This window comes from Thalassospira sp. ABL2_045, from assembly GCF_056161285.1.
Map to the genome: position 1 here is coordinate 12,995 of NZ_JBSWYV010000002.1, position 18,641 is coordinate 31,635.

An 18,641-nucleotide genomic window follows, 5' to 3' on the forward strand; every position below is an offset into this window, starting at 1 on the left:
TTTTTCTTTGTCAATCAGCTATCTAGCTGTGAAAGCACCCACAAAAATCCCGACGAGAAGCTTGCGCTGCGGATACAACTTCCAAAATTTGGCATTGAATTTATGTGATCATGATCATGAATACATATTGAAAATCATATGTAATTTCTGTCATGATTGATTTTTCCAATGGATGAGAACGATTTAATTGTGGCGCAAAAGTTGTTCGAATCCTTGCCAAATGGAACCAATCGGGCCAAATTGGGTCTTACCGCAAAACGGGGCGTGCTCCGAAAAGAGATCGACACAAGAGAGATGGATCGCCTTCTCTGATCTGATGGTTCCTAAGAAGACTGGAATCGCTTTAATTTTTGACAAGGGTCAATGCCATATCGATCCGCATGGTCGATAAGGAAGCCATAAAGACCCGGTCAGGCCGGAGGATATGTCCAGCACAGCAATTCGCTGATCTGGACGAGACCAGAGCTTTGTGATGCCACCGCTGTTTTGAACTTGCGTGACACTGCAAAGAGACAGGCGAAAGAAACAAGTATGAATTACAACACCTTCTTCAAAGATGCGTTGGCAGGCCTCAAAGCTGAAGGCCGGTATCGTGTATTCGCCAATCTCGAACGTATTGTCGGAAAATTCCCCAAGGCGCTTTATCACCCCGATAACGGCGAAGCCCCGCGTGAAATCACCGTGTGGTGCTCCAACGATTATCTTGGCATGGGCCAACACCCCAAGGTGCTTGAGGCCATGCAAACGGCCATCACCGGTCAGGGTGGCGGTGCCGGTGGAACACGTAACATTTCGGGGTCCAACCATCTGCACGTCGCGCTTGAGCGTGAGCTCGCCGATCTGCATGGCAAGGAATCCGCCCTTCTGATGACATCGGGCTATGTCGCAAACTGGACCACGCTGTCGACCCTGGGCTCAAAGCTCCCTGATTGCGTGATCATTTCCGACTCCGAAAACCACAATTCCATGATCGAAGGCATGCGCCACTCCAAGGCGGAACGCCGAATCTGGAAACATAACGACGTTGCCCATCTTGAAGAAATCCTCAAGGAACTTGGGCCGCAGCGCGCCAAGATCGTCGCGTTCGAGTCCGTTTATTCGATGGATGGCGATATCGCCCCGATCGGTCAGATCCTTGATCTTTGCGAAAAATATAACGCCATTTCCTATCTCGACGAAGTACACGCGGTGGGCATGTATGGCCCGCGCGGCGGCGGTGTTGCCGAACGCGATGGCGTCATGGACCGCGTTGACATCATCCAGGGCACCCTTGCCAAGGCCTTTGGCGTGATTGGTGGCTATATTGCCGCAAAACCGGAAATCGTCGATTTCGTGCGCAGCTTCGGCAATGGCTTCATCTTCACCAGCTCCCAGCCGCCGAGCATTGCGGCCGGTGCGCTGGCCTCTGTGCGTCACCTTAAGGAAAGCAATGTCGAACGCATTGCCCAGAAGGAACGCGCCGATACCCTGCGTGCCCGCATGCGCGAAGCCGACCTTCCGGTCATGGATGCACCAAGCCACATCGTCCCGCTGATGGTGGGCGACCCGGCCATGTGCAAGGAAGCCAGCGACCGCTTGCTGTTCGAACATGACATCTATGTCCAGCCGATCAACTACCCGACCGTTCCGCGCGGGACTGAGCGCCTGCGCTTTACGCCAGGCCCGCTGCATAATGACGAGCTGATTGATCACTTGATCGACTCGCTTCTCACGGTCTGGAGCAAATTGGGCATTTCCAAGGTCGCCTGAGACTCAAGCCATCACAAAATCAAAAGGCCGGTGGCAACTATTGCGCCGGCCTTTTTGCTGATCCACGCCACATATCCGCCCGTATCCGAAGGCAATGATGTTCCGACATTTGCTTTCGCCGGGCTGCGTTCTATATTGAGGCTGTCTTTCCGGTTTTCGCCGGTATCGATAAACGTTTGCAATTAAGAACCGTTCGCGTTAACGTCGGGCCTGTCATCAAACAGGGACCGCTTATGTATTCGGATAGAACCTTGCTTCCCAAAGAATGTCTCCGCCTTTGTGCGCTTGGCACCCTCGCCCTTTCCGACAAGCCGATCAGCTATGGCGATCTGGCCAATGCCGTGCGCCATTTCATGTCCCACATCATGGGACCGTCGCTCGACATGATGGGAAGTTCGCTTCAGCTCCTGAAGCTTGAAGGACTGGTCAAGGAAGACACCGCAAGCGGTGCGTTCTCTGACGCGCAGCTCTGCCTGACCGATGCCGGGCATGAGAAGTTCATCGAGCTGATGCAGGGCAATCTGCGCGATACATCCGGTGAGCTTTCGCGCCTGATCATGGCGCTCAAGATGCGGTTTTTGCATCTGCTTGATGATGACATCCGCACCGAACAGATCGAAATCCTGCAAGACGTCTGCGAACTTGATCTTGAACGTGTGCTGGCCCTGCGTGAAGAACACGCAGACGAGGCCGAAAACTTCACCGGCTGGCTTGAAATGGAAGTCAAACGGCTAGAGCAAAAGCGCGACTGGCTTAAAAGCCTTTTGGCCTAAGGCATTTTCCCGTTATAGTCGTGATCGATGGCTTACAGGAAGTAGGCCCAACGTCACAGGCAGGGACGGAAAATGTTAATTCGTGAAGAAACCGAACACGACATTACGGCGATTCACGCGTTGCTGGATGGGGCCTTTGCAACCGCCCCCCACAGTCAGCAGACCGAACATCTGATCGTCGATGCGCTCAGAAAAAGTGGTCACCTTACCCTTTCGCTGGTCGCGGAACAGGACGATGAAATCGTCGGTTGTATCGCGTTTTCACCGGTCAAAATCAACAATGAAGCCTGTGGCTGGTTCGGTCTCGGGCCGGTTGCGGTTACGCCTGATCGTCAGGGCATGGGCATCGGTTCCGAACTGATCCAAAGCGGCATCCGTCATCTGCGCGCCGATGATGCCCTTGGCTGCGTCGTGCTGGGCGAACCCGATTATTATGGCCGGTTCGGCTTTGCCCCCCTGCCTGATCTAAAACTCAAAGGCGTGCCCGATGAATATTTCATGGCACGCCCATTGGTTGATGAAATCCCGCAAGGCCTGGTCGATTACGATCCGGCCTTTTATATTGCGCCTGATAAACAGGATTGATGCAGTCGCCCGGCTTCGGACAATTCCGCCTGACCTTTCCGATCAGTAGAGATGCTGCCCACCGGTGACAAAGATCTCCGTGCCGGTAACGTATGTGCTGTCGTCACCCACCAGATAATGCACGGCCGCCGCCACGTCTTCGGGTGTGCCCATGCGGTTCATGGGGATGCGCGGCACAAGTGCCTCATATTCCGGGGAAATCATGTCTGTCTTGATCTCGCCCGGTGCAACGGCATTGACCCGAACGCCCAGCTCGGCAAACTCAACCGCCATTTCGCGGGTCAGGCCGGAAAGGGCCGCCTTTGATGTCGAATAGGCCGATCCGGCAAACGGATGAACATAGTGGCCGGCGATCGAGGTGATATTGCAAATCGCCCCTTTCCCCCGATGCAATGCAGAGGCAAAGCCGCGTGCCAGCGTCAGCGGGGTAAAGAAGTTCAATTCAAACACATCGCGCCACGCCGAAAGATCACCATTCAGACTGCCCAGACGCTCCTTGTAAGGGGTCTTGGGCGACACACCGGCATTGTTAACCAGTGCATGCAGCGGATCATCACCAAGAACCTCGTTGGCCTCATTGATGAAGGCTTCGACTTCTGCCGGTTTGGAAAGGTCCGCACGAATATGAATACCTTGTGCCGGATCGCGCGGGCAGCTTGGCGGCGGCGCTTCGCGTGAACAGCAAATCACCCGCCAGCCGCGTTTGGCAAAATATCCGACCGTAACATGGCCGATGCCACGGCTGGCACCTGTCAGGACGACTGTTTTCGGGGCATTGCTGCTCATTGGATCTACTCACTTCACGAGATATGCGCGCAAACAGAATTTTGCGGACTTTCTTATAGCATCCAAGGCCTTCGCCATCGAAGGAAAAGCCTTGCCCTGCATGATTTTTCTGCAATCACCACTGCGATATAGGCTGCCCTGTCGACATTTGGCAAGGCATGCGAAACAGGCTATGTTTTTAGCGAGTTTACAATAGGCAAAAACATGTGCAGCCGCTTTGATCTGAACAGTGATATCCGCGCCTTTCAGGTCCAGCTTGGCCTGGAGATGGAAGACATCATTCGCATGCCCCTGACTGATGGCACCGGCGATACTGATGGCGGTCAGGACGAAGAAGAAGAAGCGGCCTTTGACAGCCTGACAGGCACGCGCCGCCCGACCGACGCGATTGCCGTCATACTGCCGCATCGCAAAGCTGGCATTCGCTATTGGGGACTGGGTGTGCCGGGTTTAAACAGCCCGATGATCAATGCGCGGGCTGAAACATTGGGCGAAAAGCCGACCTTCCGCCCGCTTTTAAACCGCCGTTGCCTGATCCCGGCCAGCGGATGGTATGAATGGCGCAAGGATGGCGCATCCAAGCACAAGAACCGCATCACCCTGCCCGATCATCAACCGTTTCTGTTTGCCGGTCTTGAAAACGGGCGCGAGGCAACAATCATCACCTGCGCACCATCAGGCGCGATTGCCCACATACACAACCGGATGCCGGCCGTAATTGGCCCCAACCATCTCGCTGACTGGCTTGATCCACAAATTGATTTTACGGATCTGGGATACATGCTGGGCCCGCTGCCCGATCATGTCCTGTCCTGGCAGGAAGAAAAATCCGACCCGGCCAAAGCCGATCAGACGAAAAATCAGATTGATCTGTTTTCAAAGTAAAACATGCCATACGCCCCGGCCTGACCGACCGGGATCTTTATGGGCTTATTCGCTTTCGACGTCGTTTGCAGCGCACGGTGTTGCACCGCACGCACGCATTGCACCGCCAAGACCGGTATGACCGGCGACCACTGCGCCAAGGTCCGGCAGGCCAACATTCGGATTGTTGAGTTCCTGAGCCAGATCTTCGGACATGGAAGCGAAATCAATAATATCGCGCAAAGACAACATGGGACTTCCCCTGTCAGAAGTTTCTTTTCCTCTGTGCGAAACGCCTCGTTTCCAGGGTCAGGACTGACTAATTTGGTTTAAATGGTTCACCGAATTTGTGCGGATACGCGGAGCAAAACCGCAGGAAGATACAAATCTTTCAAGGTTTTGCGACAAAGTAGCCCGTGCAAATCTGGTTAATCCGAAGGACAGACGTTATATTTGCAAACTCCCGCGTCAAATCCTTTGGTCGGGATACCAGCCCGCCCTGCAGGCTTTTCCTCGGATTTCACAAATATAACGTCTGCCATTCAAATCAAATTAGTGAGTCCTGCCCCTAGGGGGTTTCATCACTTTCTTATTTCCGTAACCCTCTCGCGATTTGTTCGCGAGTGCAACAAAAAAAGGCGTACAAAAGTACGCCTTTTCAGCAATATACCATCAGATAGGTAATTTAATTTCGCGATTTCAGACGCTTAAGCTGACCCAAGCGTTAATGCATTATCCAAAGCGGCAAAGCACATTTTGACAGCATATCCTGCGTCACCCCGCCAAGGATCATTTCCTTGAACCGAGAATGGCTGTACGCACCCAGAACAATGGTATCAGCACCGCACTTTTCCGCCTCGGAAATCAAGGTATTAGCGATCTGCCCATTCTCGGCACTTTCAACAACCTTGGCATCGACTCCATGCCAGCTGAATTGTTCGGCCAATGCCTTGGCACATGCCCGGCCATAGGGTACCTCGCCGACACTGACAATCGTGACTTCCTTGGCGGCACGTAGCATCGGCATGGCCGACGTTACCGCCCGGGCGGCTTCAATCCCGCCATTCCAGGCGATCATGACTTTCTCGCCGATTGTCGCAGGGGTGCGTTCCGGCGCCACAAGGATCGGGCGCCCGGTTTCCATAAGGGCTGCATCAAAGGTCAGCGACGCCGAGGCTTCCTTGGGATCACGGCCAATCACGACCAGATCAAAAAGGCGCCCGCGACGCGCAACCGTTTCATCCTCGCGCCCGCTATCCTTGCGCCAGGTGCAAGTCGGTTTGGCTTCTGGCGGCGGAGTGTTGGTTTCAGTAACCGCGGAATTTTTGACTGCGGTTTGAAACGCAATCTTGCCGCTGGCTTCGCGCTTTTCGGTTTCGGTTGCCGCAGCCTGGATCATTTCCTCGATAATCAGGCCCGACATGCCTTCGCCGACAATCGGAATAGCGTCCTGCGGCTCGGCAGCAACGAACAGCGCTTCAAGATGAGCATCAAATGTCTTGGCCAGTTTGAAGGCCGTTGCCATCACACGCTCGTCAATCGCCGTGCCTGCCACCGGTGCCAAAATTGTGCGAATTGCCATTTTAATTACTCCCGCCTGTCCGCCAGGTCATTGAACCTGCTCGAAATCCGGACTGATGATTACCATATACACGAGCAGCTTGAGGATTTTTACCTCGACAATCTTTGTTCAAGATCAAAATTTTGCGAAAGTTATTATTATTCTTATATTTTGTTGGTGCCGGTCCGGTTTTCTCACTCAACCGCGCATAAAATGATTGTAACATGAATACCAGCGATTACGATGGCGCTCTGGAGATCGGGACGATTATTCTCTTGGGTAGGATACCGGGCGTACAAGACTGACAATCAACTTGGCGTGCGGACATAAGAACGGGGTTACTCGCGGATGGACTATAACGCACTACACGAGAATGCACGCGAAGCGGCGGAATTTCTCAAGACGCTCGGCAACGAGTGGCGGCTGCTTATTCTGTGCTCTCTCGGAGATACCGAAAAATCGGTCGGCACCCTGGAAAATGAGCTGGGCATCAAACAATCAGCTCTGTCGCAACATCTTGCGCGACTGCGTCGTGAAGGGCTTGTAAAAACCCGCCGCGATGCACAGACGATCTACTATTCTCTGGCCAATCCGGACATCATGAAGATCATTGCAGTCTTGCAGGATACCTTCTGCCCGCCGGAACCTGTTGCCTGAAAAGACTGATACTACTCCCATGAAAAAGCGCACATGGCTTTTCTGCCCTGTGCGCTTTTTTATGTGCAATATTTCCCTACCCTTACGGAAACAGCTTCTGGGTATCCCAGCCGTTGTCAGTATCATCGCGGGTAAACAGCTTGCGGTCATGCAGGCGGAATTTTCCTTCTGCCCAGAACTCGATCCGGTCAGGCACAAGGCGGAAACCGCCCCAGTGATCCGGGCGGGGCACTTTGCCCAGTCCGAACTTGGCGGTAAATTCGGCCACCCGTTTTTCCAGGTCAAACCGGCCACTCATCGGGCGCGACTGGATGGATGCCCAGGCGCCCAACTGGCTGCCCCGCGCCCGTGAAGCGAAATATTCATCAGACTCGGCGGCATCGACCTTCGCAACCTTGCCTTCGATGCGCACACATTTTTCAAGCGTCTTCCAGTGGAAGCAAAGTGCGGCAAAGCCGTTCTCGGCCAACTGGTCACCCTTGCGGCTTTCATAGTTGGTGTAGAAAACAAATCCGCGCGGATCGAAATCCTTGAGCAGCACAATACGTGCCGACGGGCGGCCTTGCGCATCGGCAGTCGCCAGCGTCATCGCATCCGGATATGCCGATTCCGCCTTTTTGGCGTCCGAAAACCATGTTTCGAACATCTCGAACGGGGCATCGTGGGGTTCATGCCCCATTTTTGGCGCATTTTTTTCGTTCATTGCGAAAGGAATTCCTTTAGCTGATTGGTTTTGTTGCCGAGAAATCCATTTATTTCGGAACTACGGTGGCAGCAACAACGTTGGATCAGTATATATATGCAAAGCATATCGGTTGGGACTGTAAAGACAAGATGGGCAATTTAAACATGAAATTCCGTCAGATCGTTATTCCGGTCATCATGACCGCCTTCATCGCCGGCTGTGCCCAGGATCAGGGCCAGAAACAAACGGCCGGTACGCTTCTCGGTGCCGTTGGTGGTGCCGTCGCAGGTGCGCAGTTCGGTAAGGGCAGCGGCCAGCTTGTTGGTGTCGCGCTTGGTACGCTTGCCGGGGCCTTCATCGGCAGCGAAGTCGGCAAATCACTTGATAATGCTGATCGCGCCATCATGGCACAAAGCACCCAGCGCACCCTTGAAGCAACGCCGACAGGCCAGACCACCACTTGGCAGAACCCCGATACCGGTGTTCAGGGTACGGTCACCCCGACCCGCACCTATCAGGAACCGAAAACTCAGGACTACTGCCGTGAATACCAGCAGACGGTCATGATTGGCGGCCAGGAAGAAACCGCCTATGGCACCGCCTGCCGTCAGCCGGATGGCAGCTGGAAAGTCGTGAACTAAGCGTCTTTTAAAAATCTGAAATGACAGGCGGTGCGGTCCTTGCGATCGGCGCCGCCTTTTCATATCTGCACATTGGTTTGGGTGATCAGAGCCCCCACACCCTGTCACCCACCATTTTCCATTGTTTCGGATCATCTGCGGCAAAATGGTTCATCTTTTGCCCCGCATGATCTAATAATGAACACAACGTGCTTATAGTTTCTGGAACCGGTCAGTAAATGCAGGATCCCTACAAGACTCTTGGCGTCGCCAAAACCGCCAGTCAGGACGAAATCAAAAAGGCCTATCGCAAACTGGCGCGCGAACTTCATCCCGATGTGAATCCGGGCGATGCCAAAATCGAAGAACGCTTCAAAAAGGTATCAAGCGCCTATCACCTGTTGGGCGATGCAGAACGCCGCAAAAAGTTCGACAATGGTGAAATAGACGCCGATGGTCGCGAAACCAGCCCATTTGCCCGGGGTGGCAGCGGACATGCGGGCGGCGGAGACCCATTTGGCGGCTTCTCGGGTGCCAATGCCGAAGACATCTTTGACGAGATTTTCGGCAAGGGACGCGCCCGTGGTGGCGGCAGTGGTTTCGGTGGCTTTGGCGGGGAACGCAAACCCAAAAAGGTCAAGGGCCCGAACATCTCCTATGAGCTCAGCCTTGATTTTTCCGAAGCCATCCTTGGCACGACCAAACGCATCAACCTTGCCAGTGGCAAAAGCCTTGAAGTCCGCATTCCGCCCGGAAGCGAAAATGAACAGACGCTCCGCCTGAAGGGTCAGGGCATGGCGGGCATGAATGGCGGTGAAGCGGGTGATGCGCTGATCAAGTTGCATGTTCATCCCGATAAAACCTTCCGCCGTGAAGGCAATGACATCCATTGCGATCTAGCGATCAGCCTGTCAGAAGCCATCCTTGGCGGATCAATCGAAGTGCCGATTGTCGATGGCAAGGTCAATATGAAGCTGCCTGCCAACGCCAATAGCGGCACCAAGCTGCGCCTGCGCGGTAAGGGGGCGCCTTATGACCGGGGCAACAAGCGCGGTGATCAATATGTTCACCTGACGGTCAAGCTGCCCGAAGAACGCGATGATGAATTGATCGAGTTCATCAAGGACTGGTCTGAAAAGCACCCTTACGAAACACGCTGACCCATCAAACCAAAGCCGGCACATGCCGGCTTTTTTCGTGGGCAGACACCACCCAGCAACGATCCAGTTCACAGCGCCCGTCTTCAAGCTGCCTGTTAATCGCGTTTCGTGTTACCATATTGTTTTAACGGGATTTGTCACAAAACCTCGAAATAAGTATCAGGGACAAAATGGAACAACTCAGCAATCCGGACATCTATCTGCAATGGCTTGAACAGGCGATCGCCTGGCTATCTGCAAATGTCCTGCTGGTGCCGATCCTGATCCAGATTGCCGCCTGTATTCTTGCCACCATCCCGGCCTTTTTGCTGCGCGGGCGGTTGGCGTCCCTGCTATCAAAATTGCAGGACTGGAAGCCGCTTCTCCCCTATGCCGGTTTCCGACGCTTTGCGCTGGTTCTGCCTGACCTTGCCTTCCCGCTGATCTTTGTCGTCACCATCTGGCTGCTGGACGCCATCGCCATTCAGGCAGGCTATCGCCACAATGTGATCCGGCTGGTGGCAAGCCTGCTGAATGCGTGGATTGTCATTCGCCTGGCGGCTGCCATCGTCAATGATCCGGTCTGGTCGCGCACCATTGCCACCGTGGCCTGGACCTTGGCCGCGCTCAACATCGTTGGCTGGCTCGAACCGGGCATCGAAATCCTTGAGGGGCTGGCGGTTGAAGTCGGCGAATTCCGCGTGTCGGTCTATGGCATTATCAAGGCCGTCTTGTCGCTTGCAGTGTTGCTGTGGGTAGCGTCCTTTGCCTCGCGCCTGTTTGAACAACGCATCCGCAAGGTACAGCGTCTGACACCGTCGGTTCAGGTGCTGATGGCCAAGCTGCTCAAACTCGTGCTGCTGTCAGTCGCGGTTCTGTTTGCCCTGTCGACGATTGGCGTTGATCTGACCGCCCTTGCCGTCTTTGGTGGTGCAGTTGGTGTCGGGATCGGTCTTGGCCTGCAGCGCATTGTCGCCAACCTGATCAGTGGCGTGATCCTGTTACTTGATCGCTCGATCAAGCCAGGTGATGTCATTGCCATTGGCGAGACGTTTGGCTGGATACAATCACTTGGCGCGCGTTACACCGCCGTTCGCACCCGCGATGGCACCGAATTCCTGATCCCCAACGAAGACCTGATCACAACCCAGGTCGAAAACTGGAGCCACTCGGACGTCAAGCTGCGCCTGAAAATCCCGGTCGGCATTGCCTATAGCTGCGATCCGCATCTGGCGATCAAACTGTGTAACGCGGCGGCGGCAAAATGCCCGCGCGTACTGGACAATCCCGGCCCGAACACCCTGATGCGCGGCTTTGGCGATAATTCCGTCGATCTGGAAATCCGTTTCTGGATCAACGATCCACAAAACGGACGCGGCAATATCATGAGCGAGATTTTGCTCAATGTCTGGGATGCCTTTATCGAACACAATATCGAAATCCCGTTCCCGCAACGCGACCTGCATTTGCGCAGCGGCGATGCTCCGATCCGGGTGGAGATGAGCAACGCCAAATCCCCCCGCGCGACCGACTAGGCCGTGCCGACCTAATTGATCGTATCGGTCATCTCATTTTGATCAATGTCCGATGCCTTGTCGTCATCCGGGTCTTTCTTGATCTGCTCGGGAATTTTGTCTTCCGCGCGCGGGGTATCAAGCAACTCACCGACCTTCACATCAAGAACCGTCTCGCGCTTTTTCTCAAGCTCGATCAGGCGCTCGCGCATGGCGACCGGCCAGCCACCATCGGTTTGCACAACCAGCAATCGGTCATAATCAAGAAACAGCCCCAGCCGCGTCATCAGCTCCATCAACGAAATCCGCGACAAATCGCCTGACAACAGCCAGCGATGCTTATCAGATCGTTCAATCAATTTTTGCCGCCGCAATGCTGCCAGTGCCCAGTTCAGATCCCGCCCACCCAGCTTCACATCGCGCATCATCTTGCGATAGGTCGGCGGGGTGGCCGCCTCGTGGAAACGCGTTTGCAGATATTCCAGAACACGCAGAACCGCGATGATGCGTTCCATGTGGCCTGGCACCGCCCCGCGCGGATCGGGGATCAAACCGGCCGCACGCGCTGCCCGCCACTCGGAACGCCCTGCGGCAACCTGTGCGCCGAGCAAGATCACGATCCAGGTCAGATACATCCACAACAGGAAGATCGGGACAATCGCCACCGCCCCGTAAATCGTCTGATAGGTCGGAAAGGTCGTGACATAAAACGCAAAACCCTTTTTCAGGGTTTCAAACAAAACGGCTGCCACAACGCCACCCGCCAGACCATCAATAATCTCGACCGAGCGGTTCGGCATACCGATAAACAGCAATGAAAAGGCAATCGCTGACAAAATAAACGGCGCAAGAAATGTAAGCTGGCCGATCTGCGCGCCAAGCGCCTCGCCGCCGACCAGATGACGCATGGCAAAGATGTAGGACGCCAGTGACAGGCTCAAGCCCAGCAACATCGGCCCCACGGTCAGAAGCGTCCAGAACACCACCAGGCGCGAAAGCAGTTTACGCGGGCTGGTGACACGAAACACATCATTCATCGCCCCTTCGATGGATGACAGCAACATCACCGCGGTCAGACCCAGCACAATCGTCCCGATGGCCGTCATCTGCCCGGTATTTTGCAGGAAATTGCCCAGATAGTCGGTCACCTGCGCGCCGGTCTCGGGCAGGAAATTGTTCAGGACCACATCCATGATCTGGTCCTTGAACTGATCAAACACCGGAAAAGCCGACAGCACGGTCAGAGCAATGGCCAGAAACGGCACCATCGCCAGAAGCGTTGTATAGGAAAGCCCGGCCGCGCGTTGCACGGATTTGTCATGGACAAAGCGCATAAAGGCATAGCGCCAGAACGCCGTTCGATCAGCGAGCAATTTCTGAATTTCGGCCATTAAACGCTTATCCCCACGCATTTTCCGGTTATACTGCACCTGATCAACAGGATAGCGCGCCTGCACGCGTTATGACAGGCCAGATTGACCTTGGCCGTGCTTTGTGTAGGATGCGCCAAATGTCTAATGCCTTCTGGGCCGGTCGCGGCTTTTTTTGAATGCCTCTACCTGCCGGAGAGAGATCGTGGGAACGAGAGGAAATATGAGCCTGTCCACCGACAATATTTCGGGCCTGATGGCCGGTAAACGCGGCCTGATCATGGGCGTCGCCAACGACAAATCCATTGCCTGGGGCATCGCCCGCGCAGCCGCTGCTGCCGGTGCTGAGATCGCCTTTACCTATCAGGGCGAGGCCCTTGAAAAGCGTGTCCGCCCGCTTGCAGAATCTGTTGGCAGCGACACCGTTCTGCCATGTGATGTGTCTGATGCGGCCAGCATGGATGCCGTGTTCGAGACGCTTAAGGAAAAGTGGGGCAAACTGGACTTCGTCGTGCACGCCATCGGCTATTCCGACAAAAATGAACTCCGCGGTCGCTATGTCGACACCTCGCCGGAAAACTTCGCGATGTCGATGAATATCTCGGTGTATTCCTTTACCGCGATTGCCCAGCGCGCTGAAAAGCTGATGTCTGCGGGCGGTTCGATGCTGACCCTGTCCTATTACGGCGCAGAAAAGGTCATGCCGCATTACAATGTCATGGGTGTTGCCAAGGCCGCCCTTGAAGCCAGCGTCAAATATCTCGCCAACGATCTCGGCCCGGATGGCATCCGTGTTAATGCGATCTCAGCGGGTCCGATGAAAACGCTTGCGGCGTCCGGTATCGGCGATTTCCGCTATATCCTGAAATGGAACGAATACAACTCGCCGATGCGCCGCAATGTCACCCTTGATGACGTTGGTGGCTCGGGCCTGTATTTCCTGTCCGATCTTTCGACCGGTGTCACCGGTGAAACCCACCATGTCGATTGCGGCTATCACACCGTTGGCATGAAACAGGTGGATGCGCCGGATATCTCCGTCGTCAAAGGCTGATCGGCAAAATCGCTTATTTCCGGGCCGCCTAGGGTCAGGACCCATTAATTTGATTTGAATGGCAGACGTTATATTTGTGAAATCCAAGAAAAAGCCTGCCGGGCGGGCTGGCATCCCGGCCAAAGGGTTTGACGCCGGAGTTCGCAAATATAACGTCTGTCCTTCGGATTTACCGGATTTGCACGGGCTACTTTGTCGTAAAACATTGAAAGATAATTATCTTCCTGCAGTTTTACTCCGCGTATCCGCACAAATCCGGTAAACCATTCGAACCAAATTAATGAGTCCTGACCCTGAATCCTTTAAAGATCGGGCGGCCCTATTTGTCTCTGACCCCTGGAACTCTGGAACTCGGTAATGGCTGGCAACAGTTTTGGAACACTTTTCCGCTTCACCACCTTTGGCGAAAGCCACGGCCCGGCCATTGGCTGCGTCGTTGATGGTGTGCCGCCCCTGCTTGAACTGACCGAGTCCGACATTCAGGATTTCCTTGAAAAACGCAAACCCGGTCAGTCGCGCTTTACCACCCAGCGCCGCGAACCTGATCAGGTCAAAATCCTTTCAGGCGTGTTCGAAGGCAAAACCACCGGCACCCCGATCGGACTTCTGATCGAAAATGTCGATCAGCGTTCCAAGGATTACGGCGAAATCAAAAACCAGTTCCGCCCGGGCCATGCCGACTACACCTATTGGGAAAAATACGGCACCCGCGATTATCGTGGCGGCGGGCGTTCTTCGGCCCGTGAAACCGCCATGCGCGTTGCTGCTGGCGCCATTGCCCGCAAGGTGCTGGGTGAGGACATCAAAATCCGCGCAGCCCTGGTCAAAATGGGCACCAAGGAAATCAACCGCGCCAACTGGGACTGGGATGAGGTCGATAACAACCCGTTCTTCTGCCCCGATCCCGAAGCCGTGCCAATGTTTGAGGAATATCTCGATGGCTTGCGCAAGGATGGCTCATCGGTTGGTGCGGTGATCGAGGTTGTCTGTTCCGGCGTTCCGGTTGGTCTGGGCGATCCGGTCTATGACAAGCTGGATGCGGATCTCGCCAAGGCAATGATGACGATCAATGCCGTCAAGGGTGTTGAAATCGGCAACGGCTTTGAGGCCGCCGAACTGACCGGCATTGAAAATGCCGATGAAATGCGCCTGGGCGAAGATGGCAAACCGGTCTTTGGCTCCAACCATGCCGGTGGGATTCTTGGCGGGATTTCCTCGGGTCAGGACATCGTCATCCGCTTTGCCGTCAAACCGACCAGCTCGATCCTTACCCCGCGCAAAAGCCTTGATATCTATGGCAAGGAAGTCGATGTCGTGACCAAGGGCCGCCATGACCCTTGCGTGGGTATCCGCGGCGTTCCGGTCGGCGAAGCCATGGCGGCGATCACGCTGGCAGACCACCTTCTGCGCCACCGCGCACAGTGCGATGGCTGGAACACGGACAAGCATTTTCCGAGCTAATTTCGCGGCGTCACCAAACCGCACGAATTTCGCATCACAAACGGGTTTATGCCGCGTCAATGGGGCATGAACCCGATATTGCTCAAAACCCTGATTTCACTTGCTGCGTCAAACAAGAAACCCGCCCCTGACGGGTCGGTTGGCAGTGACGCGCAGCTTAAAAACCGTATCGTCCTGTTCGCGGACGAAACGGTCGATCTGCCTGACTGGGGCATTTCGGGGCTTCCCGCAATGATCCTGGGGGCCGCCCCGCAAACCTGTTTGTTTGTCAGTGACCTCAATGTCGATGGCGCCCCGGAAACCGATGGCACCACAAAGACCGAGGATGCGGACAAGGACACCACATCCGATGCCGGGTCATCCGATGCCGGGTCATCCGGCACGGTCTCATTCTCACTGACCATCAAAAGCCCCCCTGCCCCGGAAAGCACCCTTCAGGCCCGCACCATCGTCTGGAAACTGTCACTACCGATTGCCGGCTATCGCGATGTGCAAACCGGCGCAAGCAGTGCGGCCGTGCACGCCCCCGTGATCAAATCGCGGCTCAGCCTCGGCGGGGTTGCCCGTGATGTTGAAATCGGCCTTCTGGAAATGGGCGGCCTTGAACAGCCACTTTTGATCGGCAAGGACACGCTGGCCGATAAATTCCTGATCCGCCCCGACCGACCCGAAGACCAGAAAGCCCCGGCATCGCCGTCGGTCGACCTTACCCCGAAACCTGCAAAACCCGCTGAAACAAAACCCGCTTCTGAGACGTCTGACACATCCGCGACCAAACCGGACGCAGCACCAACGACCGATAGCAAACCCGAAACCCCGGCGCCTGCGAAAACCGGCAACGAAGACACGCCTGCCGACAGCACATCACCGAGCGCGCCACAGGCGGACACGCCCGATACACCGGCAACCGATCAGGCCCAAGACAGCCAGACGCCCGACACGAAACAAGATGATCCGGCGCAACAACCAGCGGCCCCGTCCACTGCGGACACGAATACCGATACAACCTCAGCACCGAACACAGCAGACACCCCCGACAAGGCCGCCAGTCCTGATAGCCCGAGCAAACCGGCAGAAGACAGCAACACGCCTGCCTCACCAACACCTTCGCAGACTGAGAGCGACACAGCCAACCCGCCTGAGCGCGAAACCCAACCGGCCTGACCGACCCTTAACTTGAAGCCCCTGACTTCCCCTGCGCCGCCCTTTAACGGGTGGCGCTTTTTTTGATGGATCGGGGTCATTTTTCTGTCGGTCTGATCTTGTAGTTTCCCGATGCGACCACATCTGTATCCCATAACAAAAAACGACCCAAAATGCGGTTGGGAAAAGGCAAGACCAATGACATCATCTCTGGATTTATCCAGCCTGTCGCGCAGATCTGCGCTCAAGGGCTGGTTCGCCGCAGGCTCGGCGCTTGTCGGCAATACCATTCTGGCACCAATCGCCGATGCCAGCGACAGAACCCTTCCGGCCACCCCGGCCTGTGGGGAAGATACCGGACCGACGCGCTCCATGACCGAAGGCCCGTTCTATAGCGACAATCCCCCGGAAAAACGCAACTTCCGCACGGATGCCGGTGGTACGCCGGTCACCCTGATCGGCTATGTGTTAAGCGCGACCTGCGCCCCGATCGCCAACGCGATTGTCGATCTGTGGCATGCGGATTCTGATGGGCGCTATGACAATCAGGGTTTCAATATGCGCGGCTATCAACGCACCGACGCCCAGGGGCGCTATTATTTCGACACCATCCGTCCGGCCGAATATGCCGGCCGCACCCCGCACTATCACGTCAAGATCACCCCACCTGATGGCAGAACGCTGACCACACAGCTCTATTTCCCGGAAGAACCGCGCAATGAGCTTGATCATCTGTTTGACAGCGCGCTTCTGATGAACATGCAGCCCGCCAGTGACGGTGAAATCGGCCGGTTTGATTTCGTGCTGGCCTGACCTGACCACCCCGGACACACCACCGATCCCCGCCGATATTTTAAAACCAGGCCTGCCAGAAAAGCGTGATTTTTGGTCTTGCGTCGACGCATGCCTGGCTTTAATGTTAACAAAGTTAACATAAGAAAATCGAGATACGCGCAAATGGCCAAATATCACCATGGTGATGTCCGAAACGTCCTCCTGCAACAAGCTGAAAACATCCTGATCGACGAAGGCCCGTCCGGGCTGTCATTGCGGCGCCTGGCACGGCTGACCGGTGTGTCCGAAGCCGCCCCCTATCGCCATTTTGACGGCAAGGATGGCATTTTGGCGGCAGTTGCGATTTCTGCCTTTGAACGCTTTGCTGAGCAACTTGAAACTGCTGCTGCCAGCACGGAAAACCATGAAGAACGCATCATGGCGCTGGGGGCGGCCTATGTGCAGTTCGCGGTTGAAAACCCGCAGCATTTCCGCCTGATCTTTGGCCGCGAACGCCCGCCACTGGATCAATATCCCGAATTGCGGGATGCCGCTGATAACGCCTTTGACGTTTTGCAGCGCGCGGTCACATCGGTTGATCGCAAGGCCGAGATGACCCTGACCGAGGCCGCCACCGCCTATAACCGGGCCCTTGCCGCCTGGAGCCGCGCGCACGGCATCGCCATGCTGGTGATTGATGGCATGATCGTGCCGCCTGCTGATCAGGAACTTTCAAACTTTGTTCTCGGTCTTCTGGCCGAAGATCTGACCATCCCGGCCAGCACGTAGAACACAACAATACTTCCGCATCCATTATTGGCATCTGCCTGCAACCAACCGGAATTTCAGATGGAATATTCAACCGTCAAACTCATTCACGTTCTTGGCGCCATCCTGTTTTTGGGCAACATCATCGTGTCCGCCGTCTGGAAAATCCAGGCAGACCGCACCAATGACCCGGTCGTGATCGCCTTTGCATGTCGCCTGATCAACATCACCGATCTGGCCTTCACCACCCTTGGCTCGGTCCTGATTATCATTGGTGGCATCGGGCTGTTTCATGCCACGGGCATCGCACTTTCCGATGCGCCCTATCTGATTTATGGCATCGGCCTGTTTGCCATGGCAGCCATGCTGTGGCTGGCGGGGCTTTTGCCGCTTCAGATCTATATGTCAAAGATCGCAGCCAAAACCGTGGCCAACGGCGAAACCGAAATGCCGGAAAGTTATGAGAAATCTCGCCGCCTTTGGAACATGGTCGGCCGGATCGCCATCCTGTTTCCGCTGGGCGCCCTTTATCTCATGATCATGCGCCCGGATTTCTGAGCCACGCTTTCGCGTGCCCCGTCTTCCACCATACGGAAAGCCGTTTTATCTGATTGATCGGCTTTTGGCGCAGCCCGTAATATGCCGCCAGTTAAAATAAACACCCGGGAGAAGTCCGATGCTGACCATCAAACGCCTGTCCATTGAGGATGCCTATATCCTGATCGAAGGGGCGCGCAACCGTGCCAATGAAATCGGGGTTCCGATGTGCATTGCCATCACCGATGAATCCGGTGTGCTGATCGCGTTCGAACGCATGGATGGCGGCAAGGTCACCAGCACCACCATCGCCCAGGACAAATCCTTTACCGCATCGGGCGCGCGCAAGGGCACGCATGAATATGCCGCCGCCGCCCAGCCGGGCAAACCGGCCTATGGTATTGATTCGGAAATCGGCGGTCGCCTGTCGATTGTCGCCGGCGGCCTGCCGGTGTTTGTCGATGGCGAATGTGTGGGTGGCATCGGCGTCAGCTCCGGCACCCCGCCGCAGGATCAGGACTGCGCCCAAGCCGGCCTTGATTTCTTCCTGAAGAAAATCGGCAAATGATCTGATGATTGTAGGCGGAAGACAGGCTTGCTG

Annotated in this window: 20 protein-coding genes; 15 read left to right on the forward strand and 5 right to left on the reverse strand. The window is 55.4% G+C overall.

The features are described 5' to 3' along the window. Nucleotides 1-531 precede the first annotated feature (531 nt). From hemA to ACXAIA_RS04150, 3 genes are all read left to right on the forward strand, one after another. Nucleotides 532-1,749: a 5-aminolevulinate synthase gene (gene hemA, locus ACXAIA_RS04140; protein WP_475348247.1), complete on the forward strand. Its 1,218-nt coding sequence runs from the start codon at nt 532-534 to the stop codon at nt 1,747-1,749. Between the two features lie 233 nt (nt 1,750-1,982). Beyond that, nucleotides 1,983-2,522, forward strand: coding sequence for a hypothetical protein (locus ACXAIA_RS04145; protein ID WP_475348248.1), 540 nt, complete (start codon nt 1,983-1,985; stop codon nt 2,520-2,522). A 72-nt stretch (nt 2,523-2,594) separates the two neighbouring features. Further along, nucleotides 2,595-3,107, forward strand: a complete 513-nt coding sequence (locus ACXAIA_RS04150; RefSeq protein ID WP_475348249.1) for a GNAT family N-acetyltransferase — start codon at nt 2,595-2,597, stop codon at nt 3,105-3,107. Nucleotides 3,108-3,149: 42 nt separating this feature from the next. Here ACXAIA_RS04150 and ACXAIA_RS04155 read toward each other — a convergent pair whose 3' ends face one another. Next, a complete protein-coding gene (locus ACXAIA_RS04155; RefSeq protein WP_475348250.1) occupies nt 3,150-3,893 on the reverse strand; it encodes an SDR family NAD(P)-dependent oxidoreductase in 744 nt (247 codons plus the stop codon). A gap of 204 nt (nt 3,894-4,097) precedes the next feature. Between ACXAIA_RS04155 and ACXAIA_RS04160 the strand changes: the two genes are divergently transcribed. Then, complete coding sequence (locus ACXAIA_RS04160) at nt 4,098-4,778, forward strand: SOS response-associated peptidase (protein ID WP_475348251.1); 681 nt, start codon at nt 4,098-4,100, stop codon at nt 4,776-4,778. A 45-nt stretch (nt 4,779-4,823) separates the two neighbouring features. Here ACXAIA_RS04160 and ACXAIA_RS04165 read toward each other — a convergent pair whose 3' ends face one another. Together ACXAIA_RS04165 and ACXAIA_RS04170 are read right to left on the reverse strand one after the other, a co-directional pair. Continuing rightward, entirely contained in the window at nt 4,824-5,009 is a 186-nt protein-coding gene (locus ACXAIA_RS04165; protein WP_475348252.1) for a hypothetical protein, read from the reverse strand. A gap of 472 nt (nt 5,010-5,481) precedes the next feature. Next, the gene (locus tag ACXAIA_RS04170) at nt 5,482-6,339 is read right to left on the reverse strand and encodes a universal stress protein (protein WP_475348253.1); all 858 of its coding nucleotides are present in this window, start codon (nt 6,337-6,339) and stop codon (nt 5,482-5,484) included. A 327-nt stretch (nt 6,340-6,666) separates the two neighbouring features. On the opposite strand from ACXAIA_RS04170, the gene ACXAIA_RS04175 reads away from it, so the two are divergent. Then, on the forward strand, nt 6,667-6,975 hold the full coding sequence (locus tag ACXAIA_RS04175; protein WP_475346398.1) for an ArsR/SmtB family transcription factor: 309 nt from the start codon (nt 6,667-6,669) through the stop codon (nt 6,973-6,975). A gap of 82 nt (nt 6,976-7,057) precedes the next feature. On the opposite strand, the gene pdxH is transcribed toward ACXAIA_RS04175, so the two are convergent. After that, nucleotides 7,058-7,678: a pyridoxamine 5'-phosphate oxidase gene (gene pdxH / locus ACXAIA_RS04180; protein ID WP_475348254.1), complete on the reverse strand. Its 621-nt coding sequence runs from the start codon at nt 7,676-7,678 to the stop codon at nt 7,058-7,060. A gap of 146 nt (nt 7,679-7,824) precedes the next feature. Between pdxH and ACXAIA_RS04185 the strand changes: the two genes are divergently transcribed. The 3 genes from ACXAIA_RS04185 to ACXAIA_RS04195 all read left to right on the forward strand — a co-directional run bounded on the left by ACXAIA_RS04185 (nt 7,825) and on the right by ACXAIA_RS04195 (nt 10,954). Next, on the forward strand, nt 7,825-8,301 hold the full coding sequence (locus tag ACXAIA_RS04185; protein ID WP_475346400.1) for an RT0821/Lpp0805 family surface protein: 477 nt from the start codon (nt 7,825-7,827) through the stop codon (nt 8,299-8,301). 218 nt (nt 8,302-8,519) lie between these two features. Continuing rightward, nucleotides 8,520-9,440 carry a DnaJ C-terminal domain-containing protein gene (locus ACXAIA_RS04190; RefSeq protein WP_475348255.1) on the forward strand — a complete coding sequence of 307 codons (921 nt, stop codon included), beginning with the start codon at nt 8,520-8,522 and terminating at the stop codon, nt 9,438-9,440. 170 nt (nt 9,441-9,610) lie between these two features. After that, nucleotides 9,611-10,954, forward strand: coding sequence for a mechanosensitive ion channel family protein (locus ACXAIA_RS04195; RefSeq protein ID WP_475348256.1), 1,344 nt, complete (start codon nt 9,611-9,613; stop codon nt 10,952-10,954). A gap of 11 nt (nt 10,955-10,965) precedes the next feature. Here the strand turns inward: ACXAIA_RS04195 and ACXAIA_RS04200 are convergent, their stop codons facing one another. Next, entirely contained in the window at nt 10,966-12,324 is a 1,359-nt protein-coding gene (locus ACXAIA_RS04200) for a YihY family inner membrane protein (RefSeq protein WP_475348257.1), read from the reverse strand. Between the two features lie 202 nt (nt 12,325-12,526). Between ACXAIA_RS04200 and fabI the strand changes: the two genes are divergently transcribed. The 7 genes from fabI (at nt 12,527) to ACXAIA_RS04235 (ending at nt 18,608) form a co-directional block, all read left to right on the forward strand. Then, complete coding sequence (gene fabI, locus ACXAIA_RS04205; protein WP_475346404.1) at nt 12,527-13,357, forward strand: enoyl-ACP reductase FabI; 831 nt, start codon at nt 12,527-12,529, stop codon at nt 13,355-13,357. Nucleotides 13,358-13,714: 357 nt separating this feature from the next. Continuing rightward, nucleotides 13,715-14,818 carry a chorismate synthase gene (gene aroC, locus ACXAIA_RS04210; RefSeq protein ID WP_475348258.1) on the forward strand — a complete coding sequence of 368 codons (1,104 nt, stop codon included), beginning with the start codon at nt 13,715-13,717 and terminating at the stop codon, nt 14,816-14,818. A gap of 48 nt (nt 14,819-14,866) precedes the next feature. Further along, entirely contained in the window at nt 14,867-15,982 is a 1,116-nt protein-coding gene (locus tag ACXAIA_RS04215) for a hypothetical protein (protein WP_475348259.1), read from the forward strand. Nucleotides 15,983-16,159: 177 nt separating this feature from the next. Next, nucleotides 16,160-16,774, forward strand: coding sequence for a dioxygenase family protein (locus ACXAIA_RS04220; protein ID WP_475348260.1), 615 nt, complete (start codon nt 16,160-16,162; stop codon nt 16,772-16,774). Between the two features lie 144 nt (nt 16,775-16,918). After that, a complete protein-coding gene (locus ACXAIA_RS04225; RefSeq protein WP_475348261.1) occupies nt 16,919-17,524 on the forward strand; it encodes a TetR/AcrR family transcriptional regulator in 606 nt (201 codons plus the stop codon). Nucleotides 17,525-17,584: 60 nt separating this feature from the next. After that, on the forward strand, nt 17,585-18,061 hold the full coding sequence (locus ACXAIA_RS04230) for a DUF2269 family protein (protein ID WP_475348262.1): 477 nt from the start codon (nt 17,585-17,587) through the stop codon (nt 18,059-18,061). Between the two features lie 118 nt (nt 18,062-18,179). Beyond that, complete coding sequence (locus ACXAIA_RS04235) at nt 18,180-18,608, forward strand: GlcG/HbpS family heme-binding protein (protein ID WP_044828513.1); 429 nt, start codon at nt 18,180-18,182, stop codon at nt 18,606-18,608. The last annotated feature ends 33 nt before the right edge of the window (nt 18,609-18,641 follow it).